Here is a 25,973-nt window from a genome sequence, read left to right as displayed (position 1 = left end):
TGAGTGGTTTGTGATTGACGCCACCGATAAGGTGCTCGGACGAGTAGCCAGCGAAGTTGCTCTCCGTTTGCGCGGCAAACACAAAGCCATTTACACACCCCACGTCGATACAGGTGACTTCATCGTCATCATCAACGCTTCGAAGATCAAGGTCACAGGTACCAAGTCTTTGGACAAGGTGTACTACCGTCACTCGGGTTACCCCGGCGGTATCACTGCAACAAATTTCCGCGATCTGCAAGCCAAGCACCCTGGCCGCGCGATTGAGAAGGCTGTCAAGGGCATGTTGCCCAAAGGCCCACTCGGTTACGCCATGATCAAAAAGCTCAAGGTGTATGGCGGTGCTGAGCACCCACACACCGCACAACAGCCTAAAGTGCTGGACATCTAAGGAGCTGAAATGATTGGTGAATGGAACAACGGCACCGGCCGTCGCAAATCAAGCGTCGCTCGCGTGTTTCTGAAAAAAGGCTCCGGCAAAATCACGATCAACGGTAAAGACATCGCCGCTTATTTCGGCCGTCAAACCTCGATCATGATTTCGAAGCAACCCTTGATGCTGACCAACAACGGCGAAGCGTTTGACATTCAAGTCAACGTGCACGGCGGTGGTGAGTCTGGCCAAGCTGGTGCAGTGCGTCACGGCATCACCCGCGCTTTGATCGACTACGACGCAGCTTTGAAGCCCGTCCTGTCACAAGCCGGTTTCGTGACTCGCGATGCTCGCGAAGTGGAACGTAAAAAGGTTGGCTTGCACTCTGCTCGCCGCCGCAAGCAGTTCAGCAAGCGTTAATCCGCTTTCTGTTTTGCCAAAAGCCGCATGGGTTCGCCCTTGCGGCTTTTTTATTGTTCTCACCGCATCAAAGCCCATGTTGCAAGCAGCGTTACTCTGGCGGAGGCGCTTAATTCCCGAGTAAACCGATATACTTTAAGCATTGAATTTGGAGAGAAAACCATGAGCGCAGTTGCCGAAAACATTGAAACCGAAATGCCAGAGCCGATCAACTTCACCGACAGCGCAGCTGCCAAGGTCGCAGATTTGATCGCAGAAGAAGGTAACCCAGATTTGAAGTTGCGCGTGTTTGTGCAGGGTGGCGGTTGTTCTGGTTTTCAGTATGGCTTCACGTTTGATGAAGTGACCAACGAAGACGACACCACCATGACGAAGAACGGTGTGTCCTTGTTGATTGATGCCATGAGCTACCAGTACTTGTTGGGCGCAGAGATTGACTACAAAGAAGACCTGCAAGGCGCGCAGTTTGTGATCAAGAACCCCAATGCGACCACGACCTGTGGCTGCGGTTCTTCGTTCTCGGTCTAATTTCCTAGCCCGCCCAGACGCAACCTCAGGCGGGAAAAATACCACCCAAGATGCGGGCGCCTTTGGCGCCCGTAACTTTTGGTGCGTTACCGGGGCGTCCGTGCACCGTTTGACGCGCAAGCCATGCGAACGCCGTGGCTTCCACTTGCAACGGTGGCAAGTCGCGTTCTGCAGATGACACCACGCGGCACGAGTTAGGCAAGCCTGCGCGTAAACGCGCCATCAAGAGGCTGTTCAGTGCGCCACCTCCGCACACGATCAATTCACACGCATCTGGGGCATGCCGCTGCACATCGTTCACGCACGCTTGGGCGGTGAACTCGGTCAATGTGGCTTGAACATCGGCAGGGGCCACATTGTCGAAACAGGCTAAATGGGTCGCTAGCCACGCAGGATGGAACAAATCACGGCCCGTGCTTTTCGGTGGGGGTTGTTGCAAAAACGGTTCTTGCATGAACGCGTGCAGCAAGGGGGTGATCACTTGGCCACTGCGTCCCCACTGCCCGTTGTCATCGTAAGGTTGTCCTGTGTGCTGCAGGCACCAAAAGTCCATCAACGCGTTGCCAGGTCCGCAATCAAATCCCACGACATCACCTTGCGCCGACAGCACGCTCACATTGGCAATGCCACCGATGTTGAGCACGGCGACGGTTTGTTGCGCCTTGCCAAAGATCCCTTGATGAAACACAGGTACCAACGGCGCGCCTTGGCCTCCCGCTGCGACATCACGGCTGCGAAAGTCGGCGACGACGGCGATGCCAGTCAACTCCGCCAACAGCGAGGGGTTGTTGAGTTGCAGGGTGTAGCCCACGCCGTCGAACAGACCGGGTTGGTGGCGCACAGTTTGTCCGTGCGCACCGATCGCTTGAATGGCCGATGCGGGTTGCGCGGTCGCTAACAAGAGGTCGTGCACCACTTGGGCATACACATGCACCAACGCGTTGGCGGCAAGTGCGCCGCGGTGCAGCTCGTTCGCTCCCCCCGTGTTCAAGGCCATCAGTTCAGCTTTGAGCGCTGCGTCAAAGGGGCGGGCTTGGTGCGACAGCACCTGAGGCGAGCCTTGACTGAAGTCGACCAGCACACCATCGACGCCATCGAGCGATGTGCCCGACATCAAGCCGATGTAAAGCGCGGACATTTATTCAGATTGACTCAGCTGAGCGTTCGATGCGGCGGCGAGGTCGACCTTGGCGGCCGTGGCGTGACGCATGAACTCTGCGCGTGCGGCCGCAGACACCTCGACCACGTCGCTTTGACGCGCCATGGTGAGTGGATCTTTGTGTTGGCCATTCACACGGAATTCAAAATGCAAGTGCGGACCTGTCGCCCAGCCTGTGGCACCGACGGCACCCAAGGTTTCGCCTTGCGCCACACGTTGTCCAGCGCGCACGGCAATGCGGCTCAGATGGGCGTACACCGTGGACTGTCCGTTGGTGTGTTTCACGATCACCACGTTGCCGAACCCGTTTTGAGTGCCTGCCACGTCCACCACGCCTTGGCCGACGCTGCGCACAGGTGTGCCCGTTGGGGCGGCGTAGTCGACGCCCAGATGCGCGCGCCAAGTTTGCAAAATCGGATGGAAGCGCATTTTGAAGCCGCTCGTCACACGCGAAAACGCCAGAGGCGATGCCAAATAGGACCGACGCAAGCTGACGCCTTCTGCGTTGAAGTAGCCGCCTTCTTTGGCGCGGGCCTCTTTGAACCAAAACGCTTGATGTGTCTTGCCATTGTTCACAAACTCGGCCGAGACCACGCGGCCTGAGCGCAACGTTTCGCCATCGGCTTCGAAGGTTTCGTAGACCACAGCAAATCGGTCGCCTTTGCGCAGCGCACGGTGAAAGTCGATGTCGCCCGCAAAAATATCGGCCAATTGACTGGCCACGCTGTCCGGAATGTCTGCGGCATCTGTGGCGGCAAACAGGGAGCTTTGAATCACGCCATTGGCATGGCGGGTGCTGACGCTCAGCGGGGCCGATTCCAAGCGCTCGGTAAAGCCTGTCGCCGTGCGCTCCATCACCCAGCGCGAAAAATCTGCCGCATTGTCTGGCGCCCAGCGCACGGTCAAGCGTGTGAGATTGCGTGATTCATCGCCTTCCACCGTGACCAAGCGGCCGTTGCGCGCCAAAATTTGGCTGCGTGCCACCCGCGCGTTGCGCAAGTAGGCGCTGGCTTCTGCATCGCTCACGCCCAAGCGGCTGAGCAAGCTGTCCGCGGTGTCGCTGGAGCGTGTGACGTCTGAGCGAAAGAGCATCAACGAGGGGGCTGTCGCTGTATCGCTGGGCAGTGCCAAGGTGGGCACGCTTTCCACCACTTGGTTGAGTGATGTAACGTTGGCATTCGACGACAAACTGCCGACCGCAAATGCGCCGCCGCCGATGACGCACAGGCTCAGGGCAAAGCCAGCCATGGTGCGATGAGGATGATTTTTGTGTAAATCGTGCAGGCGTTGTACCCACTGGGAAAGTCGTTGCAGCAAGGGCGAGGTCTCCGGCTGTCGGTGGGGGCGGGGATCGTGTCCAAGGCCCTACGTCTGCGGCCTCTAAAATCAGCTGCAAACACCAAAGCGCAAAGTATAACGTGCGCGTCAAAAAATCCTTATGAATCAAGCATCTTTACATACTTACCCTATCACCGACCGTGTGCGTGATGCCTTGGTCGTGACGCAACGCGGCTGCGAAGAGCTGATTCCTGCCGATGATTGGGTCAAAAAGCTGGCTCGCTCCGAGGCCACAGGCCAGCCTTTGCGGATCAAGCTGGGCTTGGACCCCACCGCACCTGACATTCACATCGGTCACACCGTGGTGCTCAATAAGATGCGCCAGTTGCAGGACTTGGGCCATCAGGTCATCTTTTTGATTGGTGATTTCACCAGTTTGATCGGCGACCCCTCCGGCCGTAACAGCACCCGTCCACCGCTCACGCCCGAGCAAATCAAGGTGAACGCTGAGACGTATTACAAGCAAGCGTCGTTGGTGCTCGATCCTTCGAAAACCGAGATTCGCTACAACAGCGAGTGGTGCATTCCACTGGGCTCAATGGGCATGATTCAGTTGGCATCGAAGTACACCGTGGCGCGCATGATGGAGCGCAACGATTTCCATGACCGCTTTCACGCCAACACGCCCATCAGCGTGCACGAGTTTTTGTACCCGCTGATGCAGGGCTACGACTCGGTGGCGTTGAGGTCAGATTTGGAGTTGGGCGGTACGGACCAAAAATTCAACTTGCTCATGGGCCGCCATTTGCAAGCCGAATACGGTCAAGAAGCGCAGTGCATCTTGACCATGCCGTTGCTGGAGGGGTTGGATGGCGTTGAAAAAATGTCCAAGTCCAAGAACAACTACATCGGCATCAGCGAAGCGCCCAACACCATGTTTGCCAAGGTGTTGTCCATTTCTGACGTGTTGATGTGGCGCTGGTACACCTTGTTGTCGTTCAAGTCGATGGCGGACATCGAGGCGCTGAAAAAAGAAATCGAAGGGGGACGCAACCCCAAAGATGCCAAGGTGGCTTTGGCCAAAGAAATCACCTCCCGTTTCCACGGCGCTGCAGCGGCCGAGGCAGCGGAGCAAGACTTCATCAACCGCAGCAAGGGCGGCGTGCCTGATGACATTCCAGAGGTCTCGCTCAACGGCGCACCTTTGGGCATTGGTGCGTTGCTCAAATCGGCAGGTTTGGCGCCGTCCACCAGCGAAGCGAACCGCTTGATCGATGGTGGTGGTGTGCGCGTGGACTCCACCGTGGTCAGCGACAAAGGCTTGAAACTCGATGCGGGTACCTTCGTGGTGCAAGTCGGCAAGCGAAAGTTTGCACGTGTCACGCTCAGTTGATCGCGGGGTATCACGCGTGACCACAACAAGGCTGCGGGCATGAACAAGCCAACGAACCATTCCAAATGGCTGTCTCCCCAAGGTTTGCTTTGGGTGTCCGTGTTCGTGGCGTGCATCACGATTGGCTTGAAAACCTTGGCGTGGTGGCTGACCGATTCCGTGGGCTTGCTGTCGGACGCCATGGAGTCGTTGGTCAACTTGGCCAGCGCGGTGTTCGGTTTGATGATGGTCACCATCGCGGCACGACCCGCCGATGACGACCATCCGTACGGTCACCACAAGGCGGAGTATTTTTCGTCTGGCTTTGAAGGCATCTTGATCGTGGTGGCCGCGTTGGGCATCGTGTGGGCAGCCAGCCATCGCATTTTTGACCCACAACCGCTGGAGCAAGTGGGGTTGGGCTTGGCGTTGTCGATCGCCAGTTCGGTGCTCAATGGCGTGTTGGCGTGGGTCATGTTTCGTGCCGCCAAAACCCATCGCTCCATCGCACTCGAAGCCGATGCCCGTCATTTGGTGACCGACGTTTGGACCTCTGCCGGTGTCGTGATTGGCATTGGCTTGGTCAGCTGGAGTGGCTGGCTTTGGCTGGACGCGGTCGTGGCGATTGGCGTGGCCTTGAACATTTTGAAAGAGGGCTGGCACCTCATTTGGAGTGCCTCGCAAGGCTTGATGGACGAAGCGGTTGAACCCGAGGTGTTGGCTCAAATTCAAGAGGTGTTGCACGATTTTTCGCACAGCCGCAATGGCCGAGGTGCGGAAGCCGGTTCTACCGTGCACATCGTGCGTTTTGACCATGTGACCACGCGCAAAGCGGGACAACGCCGTTTTGTGGACATGCACATGCACATGCCTGCTGAATGGTCGTTGGGACGTGCAGCCGCATTGCGCGCCAGTGTGGAGCAAGCCTTGATGAGCACGGTGCCCGGTTTGCGCGCCACGATTCAGCTGCTGCCCAGCGACGTGGAAGCGCACTTTGATGACCCGCGCGATTTAATTTAAGCCACACACCGAGTCCACGAAGAAGAGAGGCTGAGACGATGAAAGCCGTGTTGCAACGGGTGAGTGAGGCCCGCGCGGTGGTCGATGGCCAAACCGTTGGCGAAATTGCCCAAGGCTTGATGGTTTTGCTGTGCGCAGAGCGCGGCGACACCGAGGCCGTGGGCCAAAAGATGCTCGACAAAATTCTGAAGCTGCGCGTTTTTTACGACGACGCTGGCAAGATGAACCACAGCGTCACCGATGTGGCGGGTGGCTTGTTGGTGGTGAGCCAGTTCACCTTGGCGGCGGACACCCGAAGCGGCACGCGCCCCAGTTTCACCAGTGCGGCCCCCGCTGACGAGGGGCGCCGCTTGTACGACGCCTTTGTGGCGCAAGCCAAAACACAGCACGCCAACGTGCAAACGGGCGTCTTTGGCGCAGACATGAAGGTGCATTTGGTCAACGATGGCCCCGTGACCATCCCGATCACGATAATCGGTGCATGACCGATTCAAAAAACACCGTTTCTTCTTTTGCCGCTTTGAGCCTTGCGGCCGCAACGCTAGACAACCTCACACAGCTGGGCTACACCCAGATGACCCCTATTCAAGCCGCGAGCTTGCCCTTGACTTTGGCGGGGCGTGACCTGATCGCCCAAGCCAGCACCGGCAGCGGCAAGACCGCCGCATTTGGCATTCCCTTGGTCGAAAAGCTCGATGCCGCCCAGTTCGACGCACAGGCGTTGGTGTTGTGCCCCACGCGTGAGTTGGCCGATCAGGTCACGCAAGAGCTGCGCCGTTTGGCGCGCGCCGTGGGCAACATCAAAGTGGTGACCTTGTGCGGCGGTGTGGCCTTGCGTGGCCAGACGTTGAGCCTTGAGCACGGCGCCCATGTGGTGGTGGGGACGCCTGGGCGCATCATGGACCATTTAGAGCGCGGTTCGTTGAGTTTGCAGGGCGTGAAAACCTTGGTGCTGGACGAGGCCGACCGCATGCTGGACATGGGGTTTTTTGAGGACATCGCCAAAGTGGTTCGTCAGTGCCCCAAAGACCGTCAAACCTTGTTGTTTTCGGCCACGTACCCAGAAGGCATTGCCAAGCTGTCTGCGCAGTTCATGCGTGAGCCCCAAACCGTCAAGGTGCAAGCGCAGCACGATGCGCAAAAAATCAAGCAGATCTTTTACGAGGTCTCCAACAGCGAGCGCTTGCATGCGGTGTCGTTGTTGTTGAATCACTTCCGCCCCGAGTCCACGCTGGCGTTTTGCAACACCAAGCAGCAATGCCGCGATTTGGTCGCTGTGTTGCAAGCCCAAGGCTTCAGTGCCTTGGCCTTGTTTGGTGAGCTGGAACAACGCGAGCGCGATCAGGTATTGGTGCAATTCGCCAACCGCAGTTGCTCGGTGTTGGTTGCCACCGACGTGGCCGCACGCGGATTGGATGTGGCCAACCTAGAAGCCGTGATCAATGTGGATGTGACGCCGGATTCTGAAATTCACATCCATCGCATTGGCCGAACCGGACGAGGCGATGCCGAAGGTCTGGCCTTGTCGCTCGCCAGCATGGACGAGATGGGCAGCGTGGGCAAGATTGAGCAGTTGCAAGGCCGCGAGTCCACCTGGGCCCCGCTCAGCAGCTTGACGCCTGCCGCAGGCGGCGTCTTGCAGCCCCCGATGGCGACGCTGCAGATTGTGGGCGGTCGCAAAGAAAAGATCCGTGCCGGCGACGTTTTGGGTGCGCTCACCGGTGATGCCGGTTTCACCAAAGATCAAGTGGGCAAGATCAACGTGAACGAGTTTTCAACCTACGTCGCGGTGGCGCGCAGCATTGCACGTGAGGCGGTCAAGCGCTTGAGTGCGGGGCGGGTCAAGGGCAAGACGGTGCGTGTGCGGTTGTTGGAAGACACCGCGGGGCGTTAAGCCCGCGGTCAACGGTCACGCTTTGTACGGGTTTTTGAAACCCAAGCCCGCCAAAATATCGATCTCGTAGGCTTCCATCTCCTCGGCGTCTTGCGTGCTGGTTTCGTGGTCCCAGCCTTGGGCGTGCAAGGTGCCGTGCACCAGCAAGTGCGCGTAATGTGCTTGCAGGGTTTTGCCCTGCTCTTTGGCTTCTTGGGCCACCACCGGCGCGCACAGCACCAAGTCCGCCATGACCACGGGCTCTTGCGCGTAGTCAAAGGTCAGCACGTTGGTGGCGTAATCTTTTTTGCGATAGCTGCTGTTGAGCGCTTGACCCTCTTCCGCGTTGACGATGCGCACCGTGATTTCCGCATCGTCGACCAGTGCGTGGCGGATGCATCGGGCCACAAAGTGGCGGGGCATTGCGGCACGATGGCGTGCGGCGTAGGGCACATCGCCAAATTGCAAAGAGAGTTGAAGGTGTTTGAGCGCCATGGGGTGATCGAGCCTGTGTGTGGGTCTATGGGGGCTGAGGGCTTAGCTGCGTTTGCGCACAGGCGCGCCGGTGGTGGCGCTGCGCTGTGCGTCGTAAGCATCCACAATGCGCGCGACCAGCGGGTGACGCACCACATCGGCGCTGGTGAAGCGCGTGACGGAGATGCCTTTCACCCGTTTGAGCACACGCTCGGCATCGATCAAGCCACTGAGCTGGCCTTTGGGCAAGTCGATTTGGCTCACATCGCCAGTGACCACGGCTTTGGCGCCAAAGCCCACGCGGGTCAGGAACATTTTCATTTGCTCGGGCGTGGTGTTTTGGGCTTCGTCCAAGATCACAAAGGCATTGTTCAGCGTGCGCCCGCGCATGAAGGCCAAGGGGGCAATTTCGATGGCGTTGCGCTCAAACGCTTTTTGCACCCGGTCGTAGCCCATCAGGTCGTAGAGCGCGTCGTACAAGGGGCGCAAATAAGGGTCGACTTTTTGGCCCAGATCGCCGGGTAAGAAGCCGAGTTTTTCGCCCGCTTCCACGGCTGGGCGGGTCAGCACAATGCGCTGTACCGCGCTGCGGTCGAGTGCATCAACGGCGCAGGCGACGGCCAAATAGGTTTTTCCTGTACCCGCAGGGCCAATGCCAAAGGTGATGTCGTGCGTCGCGATGTTGTCCAAATACATCGCTTGGTTGGGGGTGCGGGCACGCAGGTCGGTGCGGCGGGTGTTCAGGACGGGCGTTGTGTCTTCGTCCATGGCCGCATCGCCTGCCAGCATGAGCTGCACCTGTTCGGCAGGAATAGGGCGCTCGGCCCGCTCGTACAAGGCTTGTAGCACCTCCATGGCACGGGTGGCTTTGGCCTTGTGGCCATCCACTTTGAACTGCTCGTGGCGGTGGGCGATTTTGACGTTCAGCGCCAACTCAATGGTGCGCAAATGTTCGTCGACGGGGCCGCACAAGTGGGCGAGGCGGGCGTTGTTGTGCGGGGTAAAGGTATGGCGAAGAATCAAGTCGATAATCCCTAAAAAGGTCCCCCAATGATAGGCAAGTTAACAGGCATCCTGAGTGAAAAGAATCCACCCCAAGTTTTGGTGGATTGCAATGGCGTGGGCTACGAAGTCGATGTGCCCATGAGCACGTTCTACAACCTGCCCGCGACCGGCGAGCGCGTGTCGTTGTTGACGCACTTTGTGGTGCGTGAAGACGCCCAAATTTTGTATGGTTTTGGCACTGCGTCTGAGCGGGCCACGTTTCGCTTGCTCATCAAAATCTCAGGCGTCGGGCCACGCACAGCGCTTGGCGTGCTGAGTGGCATGAGTGCGGACGAGCTGGCGCGCGCGGTGTCGGATCAAGAAGCGGGGCGCTTGACCAAAGTGCCGGGCATCGGCAAAAAGACGGCGGAGCGTTTGCTGCTCGAACTCAAAGGCAAGTTGGGCGCAGATTTGGGACCCAATATGTTCTCCACACCTGACCATCAAAGCGACATCTTGCAAGCTTTGCTGGCGCTGGGGTACAGCGACAAAGAGGCGTCAGCGGCCCTCAAGCTGCTGCCTGCGGAGGTGGGGGTGAGCGATGGCATCAAATTGGCGCTCAAGTCACTGGCGAAATAAACGATGAGTATTCAAACCGACGACTTTGCCCCCACGCCCCTGCCTGCGCGCGTGGTGTCGGCCGCCCCCGTGTCGCCCAACGAAGAGGCGATTGAGCGCGCATTGCGCCCCAAGCTGCTGCAAGAGTACGTGGGCCAAATGAAAGTGCGCGAGCAGCTGGAGATCTTCATTGGCGCAGCCCGCAAGCGTGGTGAGGCCTTAGACCATGTGCTGCTGTTTGGTCCCCCCGGTTTGGGCAAAACCACATTGAGTCACATCATTGCGCAAGAGTTGGGCGTGAATCTGCGCTCCACCAGCGGCCCCGTGTTGGAAAAACCGAAAGACTTGGCCGCTTTGCTCACGGGCCTAGAGAAAAACGATGTGTTGTTCATCGACGAGATTCATCGCTTGTCGCCGGTAGTCGAAGAAATTTTGTACCCCGCGCTTGAGGACTACCAAATCGACATCATGATTGGCGAAGGCCCTGCCGCACGCAGCATCAAGCTCGATTTGCAGCCTTTCACTTTGGTGGGTGCCACCACCCGCGCGGGCATGTTGACCAACCCGCTGCGTGACCGTTTTGGCATCGTGTCGCGCTTGGAGTTCTACACCGCCGAAGAATTGCAGCGCATCGTCATTCGCAGCGCTGGTTTGTTGAACACGCCGATGGATGTGGATGGCGGTTTTGAAATCGCCCGCCGTTCACGCGGCACGCCACGCATTGCCAACCGTTTGTTGCGCCGCGTGCGTGACTACGCCGATGTGAAGGGCAATGGCCGCATCACCCAAGACATGGCGAATAAAGCGTTGGCGATGTTGGATGTCGACCCGCAAGGCTTTGATTTGATGGACCGCAAGCTGCTCGAAGCCGTGATTCACCGCTTCGACGGCGGCCCTGTGGGCCTAGACAACATTGCCGCCAGCATCGGTGAAGAGCGCGACACGATTGAGGATGTGATCGAGCCGTTCTTGATCCAGCAAGGTTACTTGCAGCGCACGCCGCGTGGCCGCATTGCCACCTTGGCGGCGTATCGGCATTTGGGCGTTACGCCGCCCAAATCGCACTCGGGCCTGTCCGACGACTAAGCCGTTGTTTCGTCGCGGGGGCCTGTGGCGGTTTCGTCAAAGTGCGACACATCGCCCCATCCCACCAAGCTCAAGCCCTGAGGGGTCCATAGCAAACGGTTGATGGCGGCATTGCCCAAATGCCAAGTGCGCGGGGCTTGTGTGTCTTGGTTGGTGGCCAATCGGTACAACACGTCCATCACGCCGCCATGGGCCACCAACACAATTTGTTCGCCCACATGGGGACGGGCCAGCTCTTCCACGCACTGTGCGATGCGTGCGCGCAACGCGACCAGTGATTCACCACGTTCTGGGGCCCAATGCGGGTCGCGGTTGCGCCATCGTTTGGCGTCTTCAGGCCAGCCGGTTTCGATTTGTGTCCACGTTTGGGCTTGCAGATGACCGAAGTGGCGTTCACGCAAGCCGGTGTGCGCCGTCACGCTCAATGTGGCATTGGCGCCATGGAGGGCCAGGCGGGCGGGCGATTGGGCAATGGCGCGGGCCGTCTCAAACGCCCGTTTCAAGTCACTGCTGTAAACGGCGGTAATGGGTTCTTCGGCCAAGGCATGGCCGACGCGCTGGGCTTGCCAGCGCCCCGTGTCATTGAGGTCGATGTCGAGTTGGCCTTGGATGCGTGTGTCCACGTTCCAGGCGGTTTCCCCGTGGCGGATGGCGAGTATTCGGGTGGCAGTCATGCAGCGAGTTTAATTTCGTGCAAAATAGCACGATCGTTCTTTTTTTAAGTGGTCTGTCATGACGGTTACCCATAAAGCCCCGCCGGTTGAAAACCGAGCCTTGCAAAAGGGCCAGCAAACCAAAGCCGCCATTGTGGATGCGGCCTTGGGCTTGGCGACGCAAATCGGTTTGGAAGGCTTGAGCATTGGCGCTTTGGCTGAGGTGGCGCGCATGAGCAAATCGGGCGTGTTTGCCCACTTTGGCTCGCGCGAAGAGTTGCAGTTATCGGTGGTGCGCGAATACCACGAGCGCTTTGAGGCCGAGGTGTTTTACCCCGCACTCAAGGCAGAACGCGGTTTGCCGCGCTTGCGCCAGTTGTTTGCCAATTGGACCAAGCGCACTTCTGCCGAAATCGACACAGGCTGTCTCTACATCAGCGGTGCTGCTGAGTTTGACGACCGCCCTGGCCCCGTGCGCGATGCCTTGGCCAGCTCGGTCAAAACTTGGTTGGCGGCGGTGTACCGCGCCGTCATGCAAGCCCGTGAAGAAGGGCACTTGGGCGCCAACATTGATGCCGAACAAATGGTGTTTGAGGTGCATGGCTTGATCTTGGCGCTGCAATACGAGGCCAGATTCTTGCGTTCTTCCAAATCGCTAGAGCGCACCACGCGCGGGTTTGAAAACATCTTGCAACGCTATGGCGCGCAAGCCCCTTTGCTCGCCGTCGAGTCTGTCATTCCATCCGTGTCCAAACCGGCCGCCAAGCGCAGCCGTACCCCCGCTAAAAAATAAGGAGTTTTTATGCCCAGCTACACCCCACCTCTGCGCGATATGCAATTTGTGCTGCACGATGTGCTGCATGTCACCGATGACTTCAAAGCCATGCCCAAGCATGCCGACATCGATGCCGACACGATTTCTGCGGTGTTGGAAGAAGGTGGCAAGTTCGCCTCAGAAGTGCTCTTCCCCCTCAACCAAATTGGCGATGCGCAAGGTTGTACCTTAGACCGTGACACGCATGAGGTGAGCACGCCCGATGGCTTCAAAGCCGCGTTTGACCAATACGTGCAAGGCGGCTGGCCTGCCTTGAGTTGCGACCCCGCTTATGGCGGCCAAGGCTTGCCCATCGTGGTGAACCAATGCTTTTACGAAATGCTCAACAGCGCCAATCAAGCATGGACCATGTACCCAGGTCTCTCGCACGGCGCTTATGAGGCGCTCCACGCGCATGGCACCGATGCACAAAAAGCCTTGTACTTGCCCAAACTCACCAGTGGCGAGTGGACGGGCACCATGTGCTTGACCGAGCCCCATTGCGGCACCGACCTTGGATTGTTGCGCACCAAGGCTGAGCCGCAAGCCGACGGCACGTACCGCATCACGGGCAACAAAATTTTCATCAGTGCGGGTGAGCACAACATGGTGAGCAACATTGTTCACTTGGTGTTGGCACGCTTGCCCGATGCGCCAGCAGGCAGCAAAGGCATCAGCCTGTTTGTGGTGCCCAAGTTCCACGTGAATGACGATGGCAGCTTGGGCGATCGCAACGGCATTTACTGTGGTGGCTTGGAGCACAAAATGGGCATCCATGGCAACGCCACCTGCCAAATGGTGCTTGATGGGGCCGTGGGAACGATGGTGGGGCAACCCAACAAAGGCTTGGCGGCGATGTTTGTGATGATGAACGCTGCGCGCATTGGCGTGGGCATGCAATCGCTGGGCTTGACCGAAGTGGCCTACCAAAACGCGGTGGCCTATGCCAAAGACCGCATTCAGTCGCGCAGCTTGACCGGACCCAAAGACATCAGCAAACCGGCTGACAGCATCTTGGTTCACCCTGATGTGCGCAAGATGCTGCTGACGGCCAAGGCCTATGCCGAAGGCGGCCGTGCACTCAGCTTGTACTGTGCATTGCTCATTGACCGCGAGTTGAACCACCCCGATGCCACCGTGCGCGCCGACTCGGCAGAAATGGTGGCCTTGTTGACCCCCATCGTAAAAGCCTTCATCACCGACAACGCGTGGACGGCGACCTCGGCTTGCATGCAAGTGTTTGGTGGTCACGGCTTCATCCGCGAATGGGGCATGGAGCAATACGTGCGCGATGCACGCATCAACATGATTTACGAAGGCACCAACACCATCCAGAGTTTGGATTTGTTGGGCCGCAAGGTCTTGGGTAACCAAGGGGCCACCCTTAAGAAATTCGGCGCGCACATCACCGAGTTGGTCATGGCCGAGCAGGGCAACGAGGACATGGCCGAATTCATCACCCCCTTGGCCAAGTTGGGCCAGCAAATGACGCAGTTCACGGGCGAGATTGGCTACAAAGCCATGCAAAACGCGGACGAAGTAGGCGCCGCTGCGGTCGACTACTTGCGCGTGGCTGGGCACTTGGTGTTTGGCTATTTCTGGGCGCGCATGGCCCAAGTGGCTTTGCAAAAAATTGCAGAAGGTAACCGCGACACGTTCTACCAAGCGAAGTTGCAAACCGCGCGCTTTTACTTTGCCAAGCTGTTCCCCGAAACCGCCTCGCTCATGGCGACCGCGCGTGCTGGCTCGGCTGTGCTGATGGAGACAGACGCGGTGTTTGCCTGAATTGGGCCACACCACAATGCTGTAAATTCACACGCTTATGAAAATCAAAACATTCAAATGCTGGTTGAGCTTCGCCATGCTGGGCGCGGCCAGCAGCTTCGCGCAAATGACACCCGTTGGGACATGGCACACCATCGACGACAACACGGGGGAGGCCAAGGCTGAGATCCAAATTGTCGACAAAGGTGGTGTGTTGAGTGGTCGTGTGGTCAAGTCGCTGCGACATGATCCGAACGCCAAAAAAACCTGTGACGACTGCAAGGACGATCGCAAAGGCCAAGACATCATCGGCATGGAAATCATCCGTGGTGTGAAGCCTGAGCCTTTGACCGAGCACTTGTGGGCGGGGGGCGGAAAAATCTTAGACCCTGAAAACGGCAAAGACTACACCGTGAAAATGGTGCCCAAAGACGGCGGTAAAAAGCTGCAAGTGCGTGGCTACATTGGCCCGTTCTACCGTACACAAACTTGGCTGCGTCAGCCTTAATGGAGCGATCGATGACCGACATCTTGAACCACATTGACCAGGGCGTCATGACGCTCACGTTCAACCGCGTTGACAAAAAGAACTCCATCACCTCTGCCATGTACGCGGCGCTGGCCGATGCCATGGAGCAAGCCGAGCAAGATGCCGCCGTGCGTGTGGTGGTCATTCAAGGTCATGAAACGATCTTCAGCGCAGGCAACGACATTGCCGACTTTTTGAACAACCCGCCAGCGGGCCAAGACTCGCCCGTGTTTCGCTTCTTGCGCAACATCGCGGCGTTCCCTAAGCCCGTGATTGCGGCGGTGGCCGGACCTGCTGTGGGCATTGGCACCACCTTGCTGTTTCATTGCGATTTGGTTTATGCCGGTGACAACGCGGCGTTCTCCATGCCTTTTGTGAATTTGGGTTTGTGCCCCGAGGCTGCATCCAGCCTGTTGGTGCCGCAAATGATGGGCTACCACCGTGCCGCCGAAGCGTTGCTGATGGGCGAGCCTTTCATGGCCGAAGCTGCACAAGAAGTGGGCTTGGTCAATCGCGTGGTGCCACCGCTTGAGCTGAACAATTACGCACAAGCTCAAGCGCGCAAATTGGCGGCCAAGCCGATCACGTCGCTGACGGAAACCAAGCGCTTGATGAAGGGCGGTCAAGCTGCACACATCAAAGCGCAGATGGCGGAAGAGGGCGCGTCATTTGGTCGCATGCTGCGTGAGCCTGCCGCCAAAGAGGCCTTTGGCGCGTTCATGGAAAAACGCAAGCCTGATTTTTCTAAACTCTAAGCACGACCCGCACCCCAGAAAGTCAATCGGCATGCCCCAACGTCCCCAGACCCCCGTGGTTCTTGAGCCTAAGTACTTAGAAGGTTTTCGCCAGATTTACGAAGAAAAAATTGTCTTCAACAAAACCTTGGGACTGAAGCTGGTGAGCGTCACACCTGAAGAGGTGGTGGCACGCATTGACATGAAGCCCGAGTTGGTGGGGCATTACGGCTACAACCGCATCCACGGCGGTGTGATCAGTGCGGTGCTCGATGCGATTGGCAGTGCCGCGGTCATGGCCGCATTGGCCGCGAAACACATGAACGAAACGCCTGAGCAGCGGTTGCAGCGTTTCACCAAGTTGGGCACCATTGATTTGCGTGTGGATTATTTGCGCCCTGGGATTGGTGAGCACTTTACGGTGCACGCCCATGCCTTGCGAGTGGGCTCGCGTGTGGGCTCATCGCGCATGGAGTTTCGCGGGCCCGATGGCACCTTGATGTCGACGGGCGCGGCGGCCTACATCGTCTCGTGAAACTCAGTTTTTGGGGATCTGGCGAGGCTTGCCTTGCTCATCGATCGCGACGTAAGTGAGCATGGCTTGCGTCACCTTCATATATTCCCCTTGCGTATGAAAACGTTCGGCAAATACTTCGACGCTGACGGTGATCGACGTGTTGCCAATGCGTTGCACGCGTGAGAAGAAACTCAAAATGTCGCCCACTTTCACGGGCTGTTTGAAGATGAACTCATTCACGGCGACGGTGGCCATGCGTCCGCGCACATAGCGGGCGGGCAGCACCGCACCGGCCAAGTCGACTTGCGCCATCACCCAGCCACCAAAAATATCCCCATTGGCATTGCAATCGGCAGGCATGGGAATGACTTTGAGTACCAACTCTTGGTCGGTGGGCAAAGGGACGGCGTGGGGATTGACGGGTGATGACATAGGCACAATCGAAAGATAACTCTTGGTCATTGTGCAACATGCGTCATCACGCCCATTCTTCTCAAGCGCCGCAAAGCGGCGTACCCGTCAAGCAGCGCCCCGATCGCGAGACACTGAAACGACTTTTCCCCTATTTGTGGCAATACAAATGGCGTGTCTTGATGGCACTGACGTTCATGGTGGGTGCCAAAGTCGCCAACGTCAGTGTGCCAATTTTGTTGAAAAACTTGATCGACGACATGTCCATCAAACCCGGCGATCCGCAGGCTGTGTTGGTGGTGCCCGTGGCCTTGCTGCTGGTCTACGGCGCGTTGCGCTTGTCGGTGTCGGCTTTCACCGAGTTGCGTGAGTTGGTGTTCGCCAAGGCCACGCAAGGTGCGGCGCGGCAGATTGCGCTGGAGACGTTTCAGCATTTGCATGGCCTGAGTCTGCGTTTTCACTTAGAGCGCCAGACCGGTGGCATGACGCGTGACATTGAACGCGGCGTGCGCGGCATTGAGTCGCTGATTTCGTATTCGCTCTACAGCGTGGTGCCCACCTTGATTGAGGTGGCGTTGGTGCTGAGCATCTTGGCCGTGAAGTTTGATGTGTGGTTTGCCGGCATCACGTTGGCTGCGCTGGCGCTGTACATCGTGTTCACCATCAGCGTGACCGAGTGGCGCACGCAGTACCGTCGCCAAGCCAATGAGTTTGATTCGGCCGCACACACCAAAGCCGTGGATTCGTTGCTCAACTATGAAACGGTCAAGTACTTCAACAACGAAGCCTTTGAGGCCTCGCGTTACGACAAAAGCCTAGAAGCTTTGCGTCGCGCACGTCTGAAAGCGCAAACCTCCTTGTCGTTGCTCAACACGGGGCAGCAACTCATCATCGCCGTGGCTTTGGTGGGCATGTTGTGGCGTGCCACGCAAGGTGTGGTCGATGGCCGCATGACCTTGGGCGATTTGGTGATGATCAACGCCTTCATGATTCAGCTCTACATTCCTCTGAACTTTTTGGGGGTGCTGTACCGCGAAATCAAACAAAGCCTGACGGACCTAGACCGCATGTTCACCTTGCTCGAAAAAGAACGCGAAGTGGCGGATTCACCTAACGCGCCCACGCTTTTGCTGAGCGGCCCGCCTACGGTGAAGTTCGAGTCGGTGGTGTTTGCTTACGACCCTGCGCGGACGATTTTGCACGGCATCAGTTTTGAGATTCCTGCCGGTAAAACGGTGGCGGTGGTCGGGCCTTCGGGGTCGGGCAAGTCCACGTTGGCACGCTTGCTGTTTCGTTTTTACGACGTGGGTTCGGGGGCGATCACCATCGACGGTCAAGACATTCGTCAAGTCACGCAAGGCAGCGTGCGCCGAGCCATGGGCATCGTGCCGCAAGACACGGTGCTGTTCAACGACACCGTGCGTTACAACATCGCCTATGGCCGCACGGATGCGAGCGAAGCCGAGGTGGAGCAAGCGGCTCGTGCGGCGCATATTCATGACTTCATCGTCGCAACGCCGAAGGGCTACGACACGATGGTCGGCGAGCGCGGCCTCAAGCTCTCAGGGGGTGAAAAGCAACGCGTGGCCATTGCGCGTACCTTGTTGAAGAACCCACCCATTGTGATTTTTGACGAAGCCACATCGGCACTGGACAGCGCCAACGAACGTGCGATTCAGGCCGAGCTGCAAAGCGCCGCGCAAAACAAAACCACCTTGGTCATTGCCCATCGGTTGTCCACTGTGGTTGAGGCGCACGAAATTTTGGTGATGGAGGCGGGGCACATCGTGGAGCGAGGTTCGCACGCGGCTTTGCTGGCACGCAATGGGCGTTACGCGCAGATGTGGGCGTTGCAGCAGTCGTCGGAGTCTTGACCGACGGTTGTGGCGCTGCCTAACCAGCACGCATTGTTTGGAAAAAGAAAAAGGCCCCTCGTCAACAACGAGGGGCCTTTGTGTTTTTGCGTGAAGCGTGATTACTTCAAGCCAGCCGCTTCTTTCAACAACGCCGCCTTGTCCGTGCGCTCCCACGTGAACTCCGGCTCTTCGCGACCGAAGTGGCCGTAAGCCGCAGTCTTGCTGTAAATCGGGCGCAGCAAGTCGAGCATTTGGATGATGCCTTTGGGGCGCAGGTCAAAGTGCTCGGCCACCAAGGCGGCGATTTTGTCGTCGGCGATCACGCCCGTGCCTTCGGTGTTCACCGTGATGTTCATGGGGCGTGCGACGCCGATGGCGTATGCCACTTGAATTTGGCACTTCGTGGCCAAACCTGCCGCCACGATGTTCTTGGCCACGTAGCGCGCTGCGTAGGCGGCTGAGCGGTCCACTTTGGTGGGGTCTTTGCCAGAGAACGCACCGCCACCGTGGGGGCATGCGCCGCCGTAGGTGTCCACAATGATCTTGCGACCGGTCAAGCCGCAGTCGCCTTGTGGGCCGCCGATGACGAATCGGCCTGTGGGGTTGATCAAATACTTGGTGTCTTGCAACCACTCTTTGGGCAACACGGGCTTGATGATTTCTTCAATCACGGCTTCGATGAAGCTGTCCTTCATCTGAGTCGCTGATTGCGATTGGTCAGGGCTGTGCTGGGTCGACAACACCACGGTGTCGATGCTGTGAGGCTTGCCGTCCACATAGCGCATGGTCACTTGGCTCTTGGCATCGGGGCGCAAAAATGGCAAGCGACCGTCTTTGCGCAGCTGAGCTTGGCGCTCGACCAAACGGTGGGCGTAGTAAATGGGGGCGGGCATCAGCTCGGGCGTTTCGCTGCAAGCGTAGCCAAACATCAGGCCTTGGTCGCCCGCGCCGATGTTGAGATAGTCGTCAGAGGCGCGGTCCACGCCTTGGGCGATGTCGTTGGACTGCTTGTCGTAGGCCACCAAAACCGCACAACCTTTGTGATCGATGCCGTAATCGGTGTTGTCATAGCCGATGCGTTTGATGGTGTCGCGCGCCACTTGGATGTAGTCCACGTTGGCTTGCGTGGTGATTTCGCCGGCCAAGACGACCAAACCGGTGTTGGTCAGCGTTTCTGCGGCCACGCGTGAGAGGGGGTCTTGCTCGAAGATGGCGTCGAGGATGGCGTCTGAGATTTGGTCCGCGACTTTGTCGGGATGGCCTTCCGAGACGGACTCAGAGGTGAAGAGATAGTCGTGAGACATGAAAAAAGCTCCAATCAGTTGATGTTGGCGTTGCCAACTCTGAGGGGAGCCCGGCGAACGCTTTAGCAGTGGGTGAGGCTTTGGCCCAACCTTCACACCTCGGTGTGGTGTCGCCCTGCAAGTAGTTCTTTAACTCAGCGACAATCTGTATTCTATTTGAACTTCCACCCCCGCCAAAAATAACCCTATGGCCCCCGTGACACGACTTTTCCATTGGCTTGCCCGCCTGCCCTTGCCGTTGATGCAGCGCTTGGGTGCGGGTTTGGGTTGGGTCGTCTGGTGGTTGTCGCCCAGTTACCGTCGCCATTTCAAGGCCAACGTGCAGGCCGCGGGCATGGCATGGCGTGACGCGCGTCCGGCGGTGTCGGCGATTGGCATGATGGTGGCTGAGTTGCCTTGGGTCTGGATGCGCCCGCACAGCGCTACCTTGAACGACGTCATGCAATGGGATGGCGCGGAGCACTTTGAAGCCGCGATGCTCGCGGGTCAAGGCGTCATTATTTTGTCGCCGCATTTGGGCAGCTGGGAAATCGGGGCCCAAGCGATTGCCGAAAAGTTTGGTCCTCGCTTTGGCCCCATGGTGGCCTTGTTTCGGCCTGCGCGTAAGGCGTGGTTGGAGCCTTTGGTGGCGAATGCCCGCACCCGCCCTTATCTAGATTCCGCCCCCACGTCGCTTGCGGGTGTGCGCACCCTGATTCGCACGCTGCGCAAAGGCGGTTACACCGCCATCTTGCCGGACCAAGTGCCGCCGCTGGGCCAGGGCGTGTGGGCCCCTTTCTTTGGGCGCGAGGTGTACACCATGACGCTGCTGGGCAAGCTGGCCCAACAAACCGGTGCGCAAGTGATCTTGACGTGGTGTGAGCGATTGGCCCCTGGCCAAGGTTTTTGCATGCACATGCGTCCGTTCGATGCGCCGGAACTGCGCGATGCCTCGGTGTCGCCCGAGCTGGCAGCCGCCGCCGTGAATCGGGGCGTCGAGGCGATGGTGCGGCACGCGCCTGGCCAGTATTTGTGGGGCTACCCCCGCGACAAACAACCCCGTTCGGAAGCCTGAGCGATGTTCAGTGTCTTAGGGCTGTGGTTGCTGCGTGGGCTGGGTTATTTGCCCCTGCCTTGGTTGCGCGCACTCGGCGCGGGTTTGGGCGGTGTGCTCTACCGCGTGGTGCGCTCCCGTCGCCATGTGGTGTTGACCAATTTGCGGGTGTGCTTCCCGCATTTGAATGACGCAGAACGCGAGGCCTTGGCCCGTCAGACCTTTGTGCATTTCGCGCAAGCTTGGTTGGACCGCAGTTGGCTGTGGCACCGCAGCGCGGCATGTATTGAGTCGCGGGTGCAATTGACGGGGGAGGTGCAGGCCTTGTCCGAAAACGTGCCGACGGTGTTGTTTGCCCCCCATTTTGTGGGCTTGGATGTGGGCTGGACCCTGCTCACCTTGCGCTTGTCGCTGCACTTCACCACCATCTTTACTCCGCAGTCCAATGCCGCGGTGGACGCTTGGGTGGCGCAAGGTCGGCAGCGTTTTGGCAAGGTGCGTTTGTTCAGTCGTGAGGATGGTGTGAAACCCATCGTCAGCGCCTTGCGTCAAAACGAGTTGCTGTATTTGTTGCCCGACATGAACTTTGGGCCCAGTGAGTCGATTTTTGTGCCGTTTTATGGCGAGTTGGCCGCCACGGTGCCCTCGCTGTCTCGCTTTGCCAAACTGGGGCGTGCGCGCGTGGTGCCTGTGATCACCCGCATGACAAAGGCGGGTTACGAGGTGGTGGTCCATCCTGCTTGGACCTATTTCCCCACCGACGATGCCGAGGCCGACACCGCCTTGATGAACCAGCGTTTAGAGGGTTTCATCAACACCATGCCCGCGCAGTATTTTTGGGTGCACAAGCGCTTCAAAACAAGGCCCGCAGGCGCGCCTGACATTTACTGATTCAATATTTGCGACCACCCGTTGGGCGGTTTGTGCTGTTGCGGTCATGGGTGCGCGCGCTGATGGTCACGGTGCGCTCTTGGGCTGCGCGGCCTGACTTGTCTTCGTGCAAAAAGTCTCCTAGCAAACTCGCCACCAAGGCCGGTTGTTCATGCACCAGCCAATGCGTGCCATCGGCCACTTTGTGCAGCGTGAGCTTGGGCACATAGGCGCCCAGTCCCTCAATCAGGCCCGCCGGTAAAGCGATGTCTTGCATGGCCCAAATCACGCACGTAGGCACGTTGACGGTCAACATGCTGTGTGGCAGGTGCAGTGCGGCCGCCGCGGGGTCCCCTGGGCGTGCGGGGCGCATGGGGGATGCGCGGTAATAGTTGAGGGGGCCGGTCAGACCTTGCTGCCACACGGCGCGGTAGTGGGCTTTGATGTCATCGGTCAACCACGCATGGGGGCCATCGGCGGCGCCCATGTGCGTGAAAAACTCCCACAGACGGCGGTAGTCGTCTTCGGCCAGCAAGTCTTCGGCATCCGGACGGATCAAAAAGTTCATGTAGGCGCTGGCCGCCTGTTGTTCGGGGCTGTTTTGCAGCTCGCGCAAAAACGTGCCCGGATGTGGCGAATTGATGATGGCCAAGCGGCGCATCAGGTGGGGGTGTTGGTTGGCGGTATTCCACGCCACGGCGCCTCCCCAGTCGTGCGCGATCAGGCCCGCCAAGGGGGCGTGCGGGCTTTCGATCGCTGCCAATGCCACGATGTCTTGCACCAAGTGTTTCGTGCGGTAGGCGGCCACATCGGTGGGGGCGCTGGAATGTTCGTAGCCACGCAGGTTGGGCGCGACGCATCGGTAGCCGCCGTGCTCGGGTTGTGCAAAAAACGTCAGCAATTCATCCCACACAAAGGCCGCCTCGGGAAATCCGTGCAAAAAGAGCAACACGGGGCGGCCCACTTCGCCGCTGGCACGGCAACTCAAAGAGATGCCGTGTGGCAGGGCGTGTGTGAGATGTTGAATCAAGGATGCATCCAGTCGTAGAGGGTGGCGGCGACTTCGTCTACGCCTTGTTTCTTGAGGGCCGAGAAGAGGCGAACTTCGCCACCACCGGCCTGCAGTTTGGCAATCGACAAGGCTTTGGCGCCTTCTGAGCGGTTGAGCTTGTCTGACTTGGTCAAGAGCACCATGAATTTCAGTCCCTCTTCGACGCGCGGGCGAATGACGTCAAGCAAGATGTCGTCCAAATCCGTCAAGCCGTGGCGGGGGTCACACATCAGCACCACGGCGCGCAAGTTGTCGCGGGTGAGCAAATAGTTGGCCATCACCTGTTGCCAGCGGATTTTGTCTTGTTTGGGCACGGCGGCATAGCCGTAGCCGGGCAAATCGGCCAGCACGGCGTCGGTTTGTCCTTTGCGGCCCATGGCGAACAAGTTGATGTGCTGGGTCCGGCCGGGGGTTTTGGAGGCGTAGGCCAAGCGTTTTTGCTGGGTCAACACGTTGATGCAGGTGGATTTGCCTGCGTTGGAGCGCCCCACAAAGGCGATTTCGGGCAAGTCGTAGGCGGGCAAATGGTGCAGCTGGGCGGCGGTGGTTAAAAAACGTGCCGTGTGCAGCCATCCCATGGCAAACTTCGCTTGGTCTGCGGGGCTGAGCAGGGCGTACGCTGCTTTAGCGGCGGCTTTTTCAGCCTCTTTTTCGGCGTCCAAGACCGTTGTATCGGGCACCTCGGGCAGGTCAATCGGGGCTTGGGTGTCGTGTGGGTCTGGCAGGTTCATACGGCATTGTAGAATCTGCCGAGTTTTTCGACGTTTTTGCGCGCAATTTACCAAAGAATACTTATGAAACTGTTTGCCTCTTTGCTGATCGCTGCCGCTTTGGTAGCCCCCGTTTTCTCTGCTCACGCCAATGAGCCAGCCGCTAAAGCCGCCAAGCCTGACTTGGTCAAAGGCGAAGCCAGCTTCACAGCGGTTTGCGCGGCCTGTCACGGCGCCGATGGCAACTCAGGAACGCCTGCCAACCCCAAGTTGGCTCAGCAGCACCCTGACTACATCGTCAAGCAACTCCAAGAATTCAAGTCTGGCAAGCGTGCCAACGCCATCATGAGTGGCATGGTTGCGGCCTTGTCGGACGACGACATGAAGAACATCGCTGCTTGGGTGGGTTCTAAGACGGCCAAAACAGGCTTCGCCAAAGACAAAGAATTGGTCACCTTGGGTGAGCGCATTTACCGCGGTGGCATTGCCGACCGTCAAATCCCAGCGTGCGCTGGCTGCCACGCACCCAACGGCGCAGGTATTCCTTCGCAGTACCCACGCTTGTCTGGCCAACACGCCGAATACGCTGTTGCGCAATTGACCAGCTTCCGCGACGGTGGCCGCAAAAACAGCCTGCAAATGACACAAGTTGCTGCCAAGATGAATGACCGCGAAATCAAAGCCGTGGCCGACTACATCGCGGGTCTGCGTTGATCCGAGTTTTGTAACTCCCCAAAAAAGCTGGCTTGACGCCAGCTTTTTTTTCGCCTGTTCATGGTCAGTGGTCGTCTGCAGTCCGCTTTCGCCCCAAGCCCATTTGTCAGGAATGCCTTTTTTGCACGACCAAGCATGCGTACCTCATCTCCCGCACAATGCCTCGCAACGTTTTAAGAAAGCAACACCCCATGCGATCCAATGCCTACACCCCTTTCAGTGATTCAGGTTTTACGCATCCTGTCAGCAGCGAGATCACGCCGCAATCGGTGTACCTGCAACGACGTGATTGGCTCAAGCAACTTGCAGCAGGGGCTGCTGGCGTGTCGATGGCGGCATGGGCAGGACGAGAAGCGATGGCGCAAGGCGCGGCGCCTGCCGGTGCACGCCCTGGCAAGCTGGCGCCTTTGGCGGGCGCACCAAGCCGCATCAGCGGCGGCAGTGTGATGGAAAAAATCACGTCTTACACCGACGCCAGCACGTACAACAACTATTACGAATTTGGCACTGACAAAGCCGATCCCGCCCAATACGCGCACACCTTGCAGACCAAACCGTGGACGGTGGAGGTGGAGGGCTTGGTGAAAAAGCCCACCCGTTTTGATCTGGATGATTTGCTCAAACTCAGCCCCATGGAAGAACGCATTTACCGCTTGCGTTGCGTGGAAGGTTGGTCGATGGTGATCCCCTGGGTGGGTTATTCATTGGCGGAGCTCATCAAACGTGTGGAGCCTTTGGGGAGCGCGAAGTACATTGAATTTCACACCTTGGCCGATCCCAAAACCATGCTCGGTGTGCGTTCGCGTGTGCTCGATTGGCCGTATGTGGAGGGCTTGCGATTGGACGAGGCGATGCACCCGCTCACGCTGCTGTCGTTTGGCATGTATGAGGAAGTGCTGCCGAATCAAAACGGCGCACCCGTGCGGTTGGTGGTGCCTTGGAAGTACGGTTTCAAAAGTGCCAAGAGCTTGGTGAAGATTCGATTCGTTGACAAGCAGCCTGTGAACTCGTGGGGCCGCTCAGCGCCGCAGGAGTATGGGTTCTATTCCAACGTCAACCCGTTGGTCGATCACCCACGTTGGAGCCAAGCCGCCGAGCGTCGCATTGGCGAAGACGGCTTGTTTGCCAAGAAGCGCAAAACGCTCATGCTCAATGGCTACGAGGCACAAGTGGGTCAGCTGTATGCGGGCATGGATTTGAAGAAGTTTTTCTGAGGTGAACTTGTTTGTGCGCAGTGCCTTGAGGCATCGCAGCGCCAAGCCCATCGCATGGCTGGTGGGCTTGTTGCCTTTGGTGTGGCTGGTTTGGGGGGCTGCGTACGATGCTTTGGGCGCCAATCCCGCGGAGTACGTGATCCGCGCCACGGGCGACTGGACCTTGCGCCTGTTGTGCCTCACCTTGGCCATCACGCCCCTGCGTGTGAGTTTGGGGCTGCCCGAATTTGCCAAATTCAGACGCCTGTTCGGCTTGTTCACCTACTTTTACGTCGTGCTGCATTTGCTGTGTTACAGCTGGTTAGACATGGGGTTTGAGCTGGAGGACATCGCGCATGACATTGCCAAACGCCCGTTCATTTGGGTGGGGTTCAGCGCCTTTGTCTTGCTCACACCGCTTGCTGCTACCTCATTCAATGCGGCCATCCGTTGGCTGGGCGCCAAGCGTTGGCAGCATTTGCACAAAGCGGTTTATGGCGTGGCAGCATTGGCGGTGCTGCATTTCTTTTGGATGCGTGCGGGCAAGAACAACTTCGCCGAAGTGGCGGTGTATGCGGGCGTCTTGGCGCTGTTGCTGGGTTGGCGCATGCGGCGCGCGATAGGCAGACCTTGAG

At 58.3% G+C, this 25,973-nt stretch carries 29 protein-coding genes; 20 read left to right on the top strand and 9 right to left on the bottom strand.

Annotation, left to right across the window (positions count from 1 at the left end; all coding sequences use genetic code 11):
• The 3 genes from rplM to erpA all read left to right on the top strand — a co-directional run.
• A partial coding sequence (gene rplM / locus RMS95_RS14950; RefSeq protein WP_310646986.1) for a 50S ribosomal protein L13 occupies nt 1–391 on the top strand: 391 nt, incomplete at its 5' end.
• 9 nt (nt 392–400) lie between these two features.
• The gene (rpsI, locus tag RMS95_RS14945) at nt 401–793 is read left to right on the top strand and encodes a 30S ribosomal protein S9 (RefSeq protein WP_100131730.1); all 393 of its coding nucleotides are present in this window, start codon (nt 401–403) and stop codon (nt 791–793) included.
• A gap of 162 nt (nt 794–955) precedes the next feature.
• Complete coding sequence (gene erpA / locus RMS95_RS14940) at nt 956–1,321, top strand: iron-sulfur cluster insertion protein ErpA (RefSeq protein ID WP_310646985.1); 366 nt, start codon at nt 956–958, stop codon at nt 1,319–1,321.
• Between the two features lie 25 nt (nt 1,322–1,346).
• On the opposite strand, the gene RMS95_RS14935 is transcribed toward erpA, so the two are convergent.
• Together RMS95_RS14935 and RMS95_RS14930 are read right to left on the bottom strand one after the other, a co-directional pair.
• Nucleotides 1,347–2,459 carry an anhydro-N-acetylmuramic acid kinase gene (locus tag RMS95_RS14935; RefSeq protein ID WP_310646984.1) on the bottom strand — a complete coding sequence of 371 codons (1,113 nt, stop codon included), beginning with the start codon at nt 2,457–2,459 and terminating at the stop codon, nt 1,347–1,349.
• Complete coding sequence (locus RMS95_RS14930; protein WP_310646983.1) at nt 2,460–3,797, bottom strand: M23 family metallopeptidase; 1,338 nt, start codon at nt 3,795–3,797, stop codon at nt 2,460–2,462.
• Between the two features lie 121 nt (nt 3,798–3,918).
• Here RMS95_RS14930 and tyrS point away from each other — a divergent pair, with 121 nt between their 5' ends.
• The 4 genes from tyrS to dbpA are packed head-to-tail and all read left to right on the top strand — an operon-like array spanning nt 3,919 to nt 8,044.
• The gene (gene tyrS / locus RMS95_RS14925) at nt 3,919–5,151 is read left to right on the top strand and encodes a tyrosine--tRNA ligase (RefSeq protein WP_310646982.1); all 1,233 of its coding nucleotides are present in this window, start codon (nt 3,919–3,921) and stop codon (nt 5,149–5,151) included.
• A 39-nt stretch (nt 5,152–5,190) separates the two neighbouring features.
• The gene (locus RMS95_RS14920) at nt 5,191–6,150 is read left to right on the top strand and encodes a cation diffusion facilitator family transporter (RefSeq protein ID WP_310646981.1); all 960 of its coding nucleotides are present in this window, start codon (nt 5,191–5,193) and stop codon (nt 6,148–6,150) included.
• Between the two features lie 38 nt (nt 6,151–6,188).
• Nucleotides 6,189–6,635, top strand: coding sequence for a D-aminoacyl-tRNA deacylase (gene dtd, locus RMS95_RS14915; RefSeq protein WP_310646980.1), 447 nt, complete (start codon nt 6,189–6,191; stop codon nt 6,633–6,635).
• On the top strand, nt 6,632–8,044 hold the full coding sequence (gene dbpA, locus RMS95_RS14910) for an ATP-dependent RNA helicase DbpA (RefSeq protein WP_310646979.1): 1,413 nt from the start codon (nt 6,632–6,634) through the stop codon (nt 8,042–8,044). Before dtd ends, dbpA begins: the two co-directional genes overlap by 4 nt.
• A gap of 15 nt (nt 8,045–8,059) precedes the next feature.
• On the opposite strand, the gene ybeY is transcribed toward dbpA, so the two are convergent.
• Nucleotides 8,060–8,518, bottom strand: coding sequence for an rRNA maturation RNase YbeY (gene ybeY, locus RMS95_RS14905; protein ID WP_310646978.1), 459 nt, complete (start codon nt 8,516–8,518; stop codon nt 8,060–8,062).
• Between the two features lie 42 nt (nt 8,519–8,560).
• On the bottom strand, nt 8,561–9,520 hold the full coding sequence (locus tag RMS95_RS14900) for a PhoH family protein (protein WP_310646977.1): 960 nt from the start codon (nt 9,518–9,520) through the stop codon (nt 8,561–8,563).
• 27 nt (nt 9,521–9,547) lie between these two features.
• Here RMS95_RS14900 and ruvA point away from each other — a divergent pair, with 27 nt between their 5' ends.
• Nucleotides 9,548–10,120: a Holliday junction branch migration protein RuvA gene (ruvA, locus tag RMS95_RS14895; RefSeq protein WP_310646976.1), complete on the top strand. Its 573-nt coding sequence runs from the start codon at nt 9,548–9,550 to the stop codon at nt 10,118–10,120.
• A gap of 3 nt (nt 10,121–10,123) precedes the next feature.
• The gene (gene ruvB / locus RMS95_RS14890; protein ID WP_310646975.1) at nt 10,124–11,185 is read left to right on the top strand and encodes a Holliday junction branch migration DNA helicase RuvB; all 1,062 of its coding nucleotides are present in this window, start codon (nt 10,124–10,126) and stop codon (nt 11,183–11,185) included.
• On the opposite strand, the gene RMS95_RS14885 is transcribed toward ruvB, so the two are convergent.
• Nucleotides 11,182–11,859, bottom strand: a complete 678-nt coding sequence (locus tag RMS95_RS14885; RefSeq protein WP_310646974.1) for a histidine phosphatase family protein — start codon at nt 11,857–11,859, stop codon at nt 11,182–11,184. The two genes, ruvB and RMS95_RS14885, sit on opposite strands and share 4 nt — an antisense overlap.
• A gap of 58 nt (nt 11,860–11,917) precedes the next feature.
• Between RMS95_RS14885 and RMS95_RS14880 the strand changes: the two genes are divergently transcribed.
• The 5 genes from RMS95_RS14880 to RMS95_RS14860 are packed head-to-tail and all read left to right on the top strand — an operon-like array spanning nt 11,918 to nt 16,214.
• A complete protein-coding gene (locus RMS95_RS14880; protein ID WP_310646973.1) occupies nt 11,918–12,631 on the top strand; it encodes a TetR/AcrR family transcriptional regulator in 714 nt (237 codons plus the stop codon).
• 9 nt (nt 12,632–12,640) lie between these two features.
• Nucleotides 12,641–14,437 (top strand): acyl-CoA dehydrogenase C-terminal domain-containing protein, encoded by a 1,797-nt coding sequence (locus RMS95_RS14875; protein WP_310646972.1) that lies wholly within the window; start codon nt 12,641–12,643, stop codon nt 14,435–14,437.
• Between the two features lie 37 nt (nt 14,438–14,474).
• Nucleotides 14,475–14,924: a DUF2147 domain-containing protein gene (locus RMS95_RS14870; protein ID WP_310646971.1), complete on the top strand. Its 450-nt coding sequence runs from the start codon at nt 14,475–14,477 to the stop codon at nt 14,922–14,924.
• 11 nt (nt 14,925–14,935) lie between these two features.
• Nucleotides 14,936–15,700 carry an enoyl-CoA hydratase gene (locus RMS95_RS14865; protein ID WP_310646970.1) on the top strand — a complete coding sequence of 255 codons (765 nt, stop codon included), beginning with the start codon at nt 14,936–14,938 and terminating at the stop codon, nt 15,698–15,700.
• Nucleotides 15,701–15,731: 31 nt separating this feature from the next.
• Entirely contained in the window at nt 15,732–16,214 is a 483-nt protein-coding gene (locus tag RMS95_RS14860) for a thioesterase family protein (protein WP_310646969.1), read from the top strand.
• 3 nt (nt 16,215–16,217) lie between these two features.
• On the opposite strand, the gene RMS95_RS14855 is transcribed toward RMS95_RS14860, so the two are convergent.
• Nucleotides 16,218–16,628, bottom strand: coding sequence for an acyl-CoA thioesterase (locus RMS95_RS14855; RefSeq protein ID WP_310646968.1), 411 nt, complete (start codon nt 16,626–16,628; stop codon nt 16,218–16,220).
• Between the two features lie 38 nt (nt 16,629–16,666).
• Here RMS95_RS14855 and RMS95_RS14850 point away from each other — a divergent pair, with 38 nt between their 5' ends.
• Nucleotides 16,667–18,481: an ABC transporter ATP-binding protein/permease gene (locus RMS95_RS14850; protein WP_310646967.1), complete on the top strand. Its 1,815-nt coding sequence runs from the start codon at nt 16,667–16,669 to the stop codon at nt 18,479–18,481.
• Between the two features lie 101 nt (nt 18,482–18,582).
• On the opposite strand, the gene metK is transcribed toward RMS95_RS14850, so the two are convergent.
• On the bottom strand, nt 18,583–19,767 hold the full coding sequence (metK, locus tag RMS95_RS14845; RefSeq protein ID WP_310646966.1) for a methionine adenosyltransferase: 1,185 nt from the start codon (nt 19,765–19,767) through the stop codon (nt 18,583–18,585).
• Nucleotides 19,768–19,963: 196 nt separating this feature from the next.
• Between metK and RMS95_RS14840 the strand changes: the two genes are divergently transcribed.
• Nucleotides 19,964–20,821, top strand: a complete 858-nt coding sequence (locus RMS95_RS14840) for a lysophospholipid acyltransferase family protein (RefSeq protein WP_405023400.1) — start codon at nt 19,964–19,966, stop codon at nt 20,819–20,821.
• A 3-nt stretch (nt 20,822–20,824) separates the two neighbouring features.
• Nucleotides 20,825–21,691, top strand: a complete 867-nt coding sequence (locus tag RMS95_RS14835; RefSeq protein WP_310646964.1) for a lysophospholipid acyltransferase family protein — start codon at nt 20,825–20,827, stop codon at nt 21,689–21,691.
• Between the two features lies 1 nt (nt 21,692).
• Here RMS95_RS14835 and RMS95_RS14830 read toward each other — a convergent pair whose 3' ends face one another.
• Complete coding sequence (locus tag RMS95_RS14830; RefSeq protein ID WP_310646963.1) at nt 21,693–22,700, bottom strand: alpha/beta fold hydrolase; 1,008 nt, start codon at nt 22,698–22,700, stop codon at nt 21,693–21,695.
• The gene (yihA, locus tag RMS95_RS14825) at nt 22,697–23,299 is read right to left on the bottom strand and encodes a ribosome biogenesis GTP-binding protein YihA/YsxC (RefSeq protein ID WP_310646991.1); all 603 of its coding nucleotides are present in this window, start codon (nt 23,297–23,299) and stop codon (nt 22,697–22,699) included. Before yihA ends, RMS95_RS14830 begins: the two co-directional genes overlap by 4 nt.
• Before the next feature lie 216 nt (nt 23,300–23,515).
• On the opposite strand from yihA, the gene RMS95_RS14820 reads away from it, so the two are divergent.
• From RMS95_RS14820 to RMS95_RS14810, 3 genes are all read left to right on the top strand, one after another.
• On the top strand, nt 23,516–24,145 hold the full coding sequence (locus RMS95_RS14820; protein WP_310646962.1) for a c-type cytochrome: 630 nt from the start codon (nt 23,516–23,518) through the stop codon (nt 24,143–24,145).
• A 191-nt stretch (nt 24,146–24,336) separates the two neighbouring features.
• Nucleotides 24,337–25,359 carry a protein-methionine-sulfoxide reductase catalytic subunit MsrP gene (gene msrP / locus RMS95_RS14815; RefSeq protein WP_310646961.1) on the top strand — a complete coding sequence of 341 codons (1,023 nt, stop codon included), beginning with the start codon at nt 24,337–24,339 and terminating at the stop codon, nt 25,357–25,359.
• Nucleotide 25,360: 1 nt separating this feature from the next.
• On the top strand, nt 25,361–25,972 hold the full coding sequence (locus tag RMS95_RS14810) for a protein-methionine-sulfoxide reductase heme-binding subunit MsrQ (protein WP_310646960.1): 612 nt from the start codon (nt 25,361–25,363) through the stop codon (nt 25,970–25,972).
• Nucleotide 25,973 lies beyond the last annotated feature (1 nt).

Origin of the sequence: Limnohabitans sp., from assembly GCF_031539175.1 — a bacterium.
Classification (GTDB): Bacteria; Pseudomonadota; Gammaproteobacteria; order Burkholderiales; family Burkholderiaceae_C; genus Limnohabitans.
This window is presented reverse-complemented; position numbering and strand designations above follow the sequence as displayed.

Bases quoted from the DNA above. Each gene is read 5' to 3' on its own strand.
- RMS95_RS14935 (WP_310646984.1), bottom strand. From the start codon at position 2,459: ATGTCCGCGCTTTACATCGGCTTGATGTCGGGCACATCGCTCGATGGC.
- tyrS (WP_310646982.1), top strand. From the start codon at position 3,919: ATGAATCAAGCATCTTTACATACTTACCCTATCACCGACCGTGTGCGT.
- RMS95_RS14850 (WP_310646967.1), top strand. From the start codon at position 16,667: ATGCGTCATCACGCCCATTCTTCTCAAGCGCCGCAAAGCGGCGTACCC.
- RMS95_RS14920 (WP_310646981.1), top strand. From the start codon at position 5,191: ATGAACAAGCCAACGAACCATTCCAAATGGCTGTCTCCCCAAGGTTTG.
- RMS95_RS14880 (WP_310646973.1), top strand. From the start codon at position 11,918: ATGACGGTTACCCATAAAGCCCCGCCGGTTGAAAACCGAGCCTTGCAA.
- RMS95_RS14875 (WP_310646972.1), top strand. From the start codon at position 12,641: ATGCCCAGCTACACCCCACCTCTGCGCGATATGCAATTTGTGCTGCAC.
- RMS95_RS14855 (WP_310646968.1), bottom strand. From the start codon at position 16,628: ATGTCATCACCCGTCAATCCCCACGCCGTCCCTTTGCCCACCGACCAA.
- ruvA (WP_310646976.1), top strand. From the start codon at position 9,548: ATGATAGGCAAGTTAACAGGCATCCTGAGTGAAAAGAATCCACCCCAA.
- yihA (WP_310646991.1), bottom strand. From the start codon at position 23,299: ATGGGATGGCTGCACACGGCACGTTTTTTAACCACCGCCGCCCAGCTG.
- RMS95_RS14870 (WP_310646971.1), top strand. From the start codon at position 14,475: ATGAAAATCAAAACATTCAAATGCTGGTTGAGCTTCGCCATGCTGGGC.
- rpsI (WP_100131730.1), top strand. From the start codon at position 401: ATGATTGGTGAATGGAACAACGGCACCGGCCGTCGCAAATCAAGCGTC.
- dtd (WP_310646980.1), top strand. From the start codon at position 6,189: ATGAAAGCCGTGTTGCAACGGGTGAGTGAGGCCCGCGCGGTGGTCGAT.
- dbpA (WP_310646979.1), top strand. From the start codon at position 6,632: ATGACCGATTCAAAAAACACCGTTTCTTCTTTTGCCGCTTTGAGCCTT.
- RMS95_RS14835 (WP_310646964.1), top strand. From the start codon at position 20,825: ATGTTCAGTGTCTTAGGGCTGTGGTTGCTGCGTGGGCTGGGTTATTTG.
- RMS95_RS14865 (WP_310646970.1), top strand. From the start codon at position 14,936: ATGACCGACATCTTGAACCACATTGACCAGGGCGTCATGACGCTCACG.
- msrP (WP_310646961.1), top strand. From the start codon at position 24,337: ATGCGATCCAATGCCTACACCCCTTTCAGTGATTCAGGTTTTACGCAT.
- RMS95_RS14860 (WP_310646969.1), top strand. From the start codon at position 15,732: ATGCCCCAACGTCCCCAGACCCCCGTGGTTCTTGAGCCTAAGTACTTA.
- erpA (WP_310646985.1), top strand. From the start codon at position 956: ATGAGCGCAGTTGCCGAAAACATTGAAACCGAAATGCCAGAGCCGATC.
- ruvB (WP_310646975.1), top strand. From the start codon at position 10,124: ATGAGTATTCAAACCGACGACTTTGCCCCCACGCCCCTGCCTGCGCGC.
- RMS95_RS14820 (WP_310646962.1), top strand. From the start codon at position 23,516: ATGAAACTGTTTGCCTCTTTGCTGATCGCTGCCGCTTTGGTAGCCCCC.
- metK (WP_310646966.1), bottom strand. From the start codon at position 19,767: ATGTCTCACGACTATCTCTTCACCTCTGAGTCCGTCTCGGAAGGCCAT.
- ybeY (WP_310646978.1), bottom strand. From the start codon at position 8,518: ATGGCGCTCAAACACCTTCAACTCTCTTTGCAATTTGGCGATGTGCCC.
- RMS95_RS14885 (WP_310646974.1), bottom strand. From the start codon at position 11,859: ATGACTGCCACCCGAATACTCGCCATCCGCCACGGGGAAACCGCCTGG.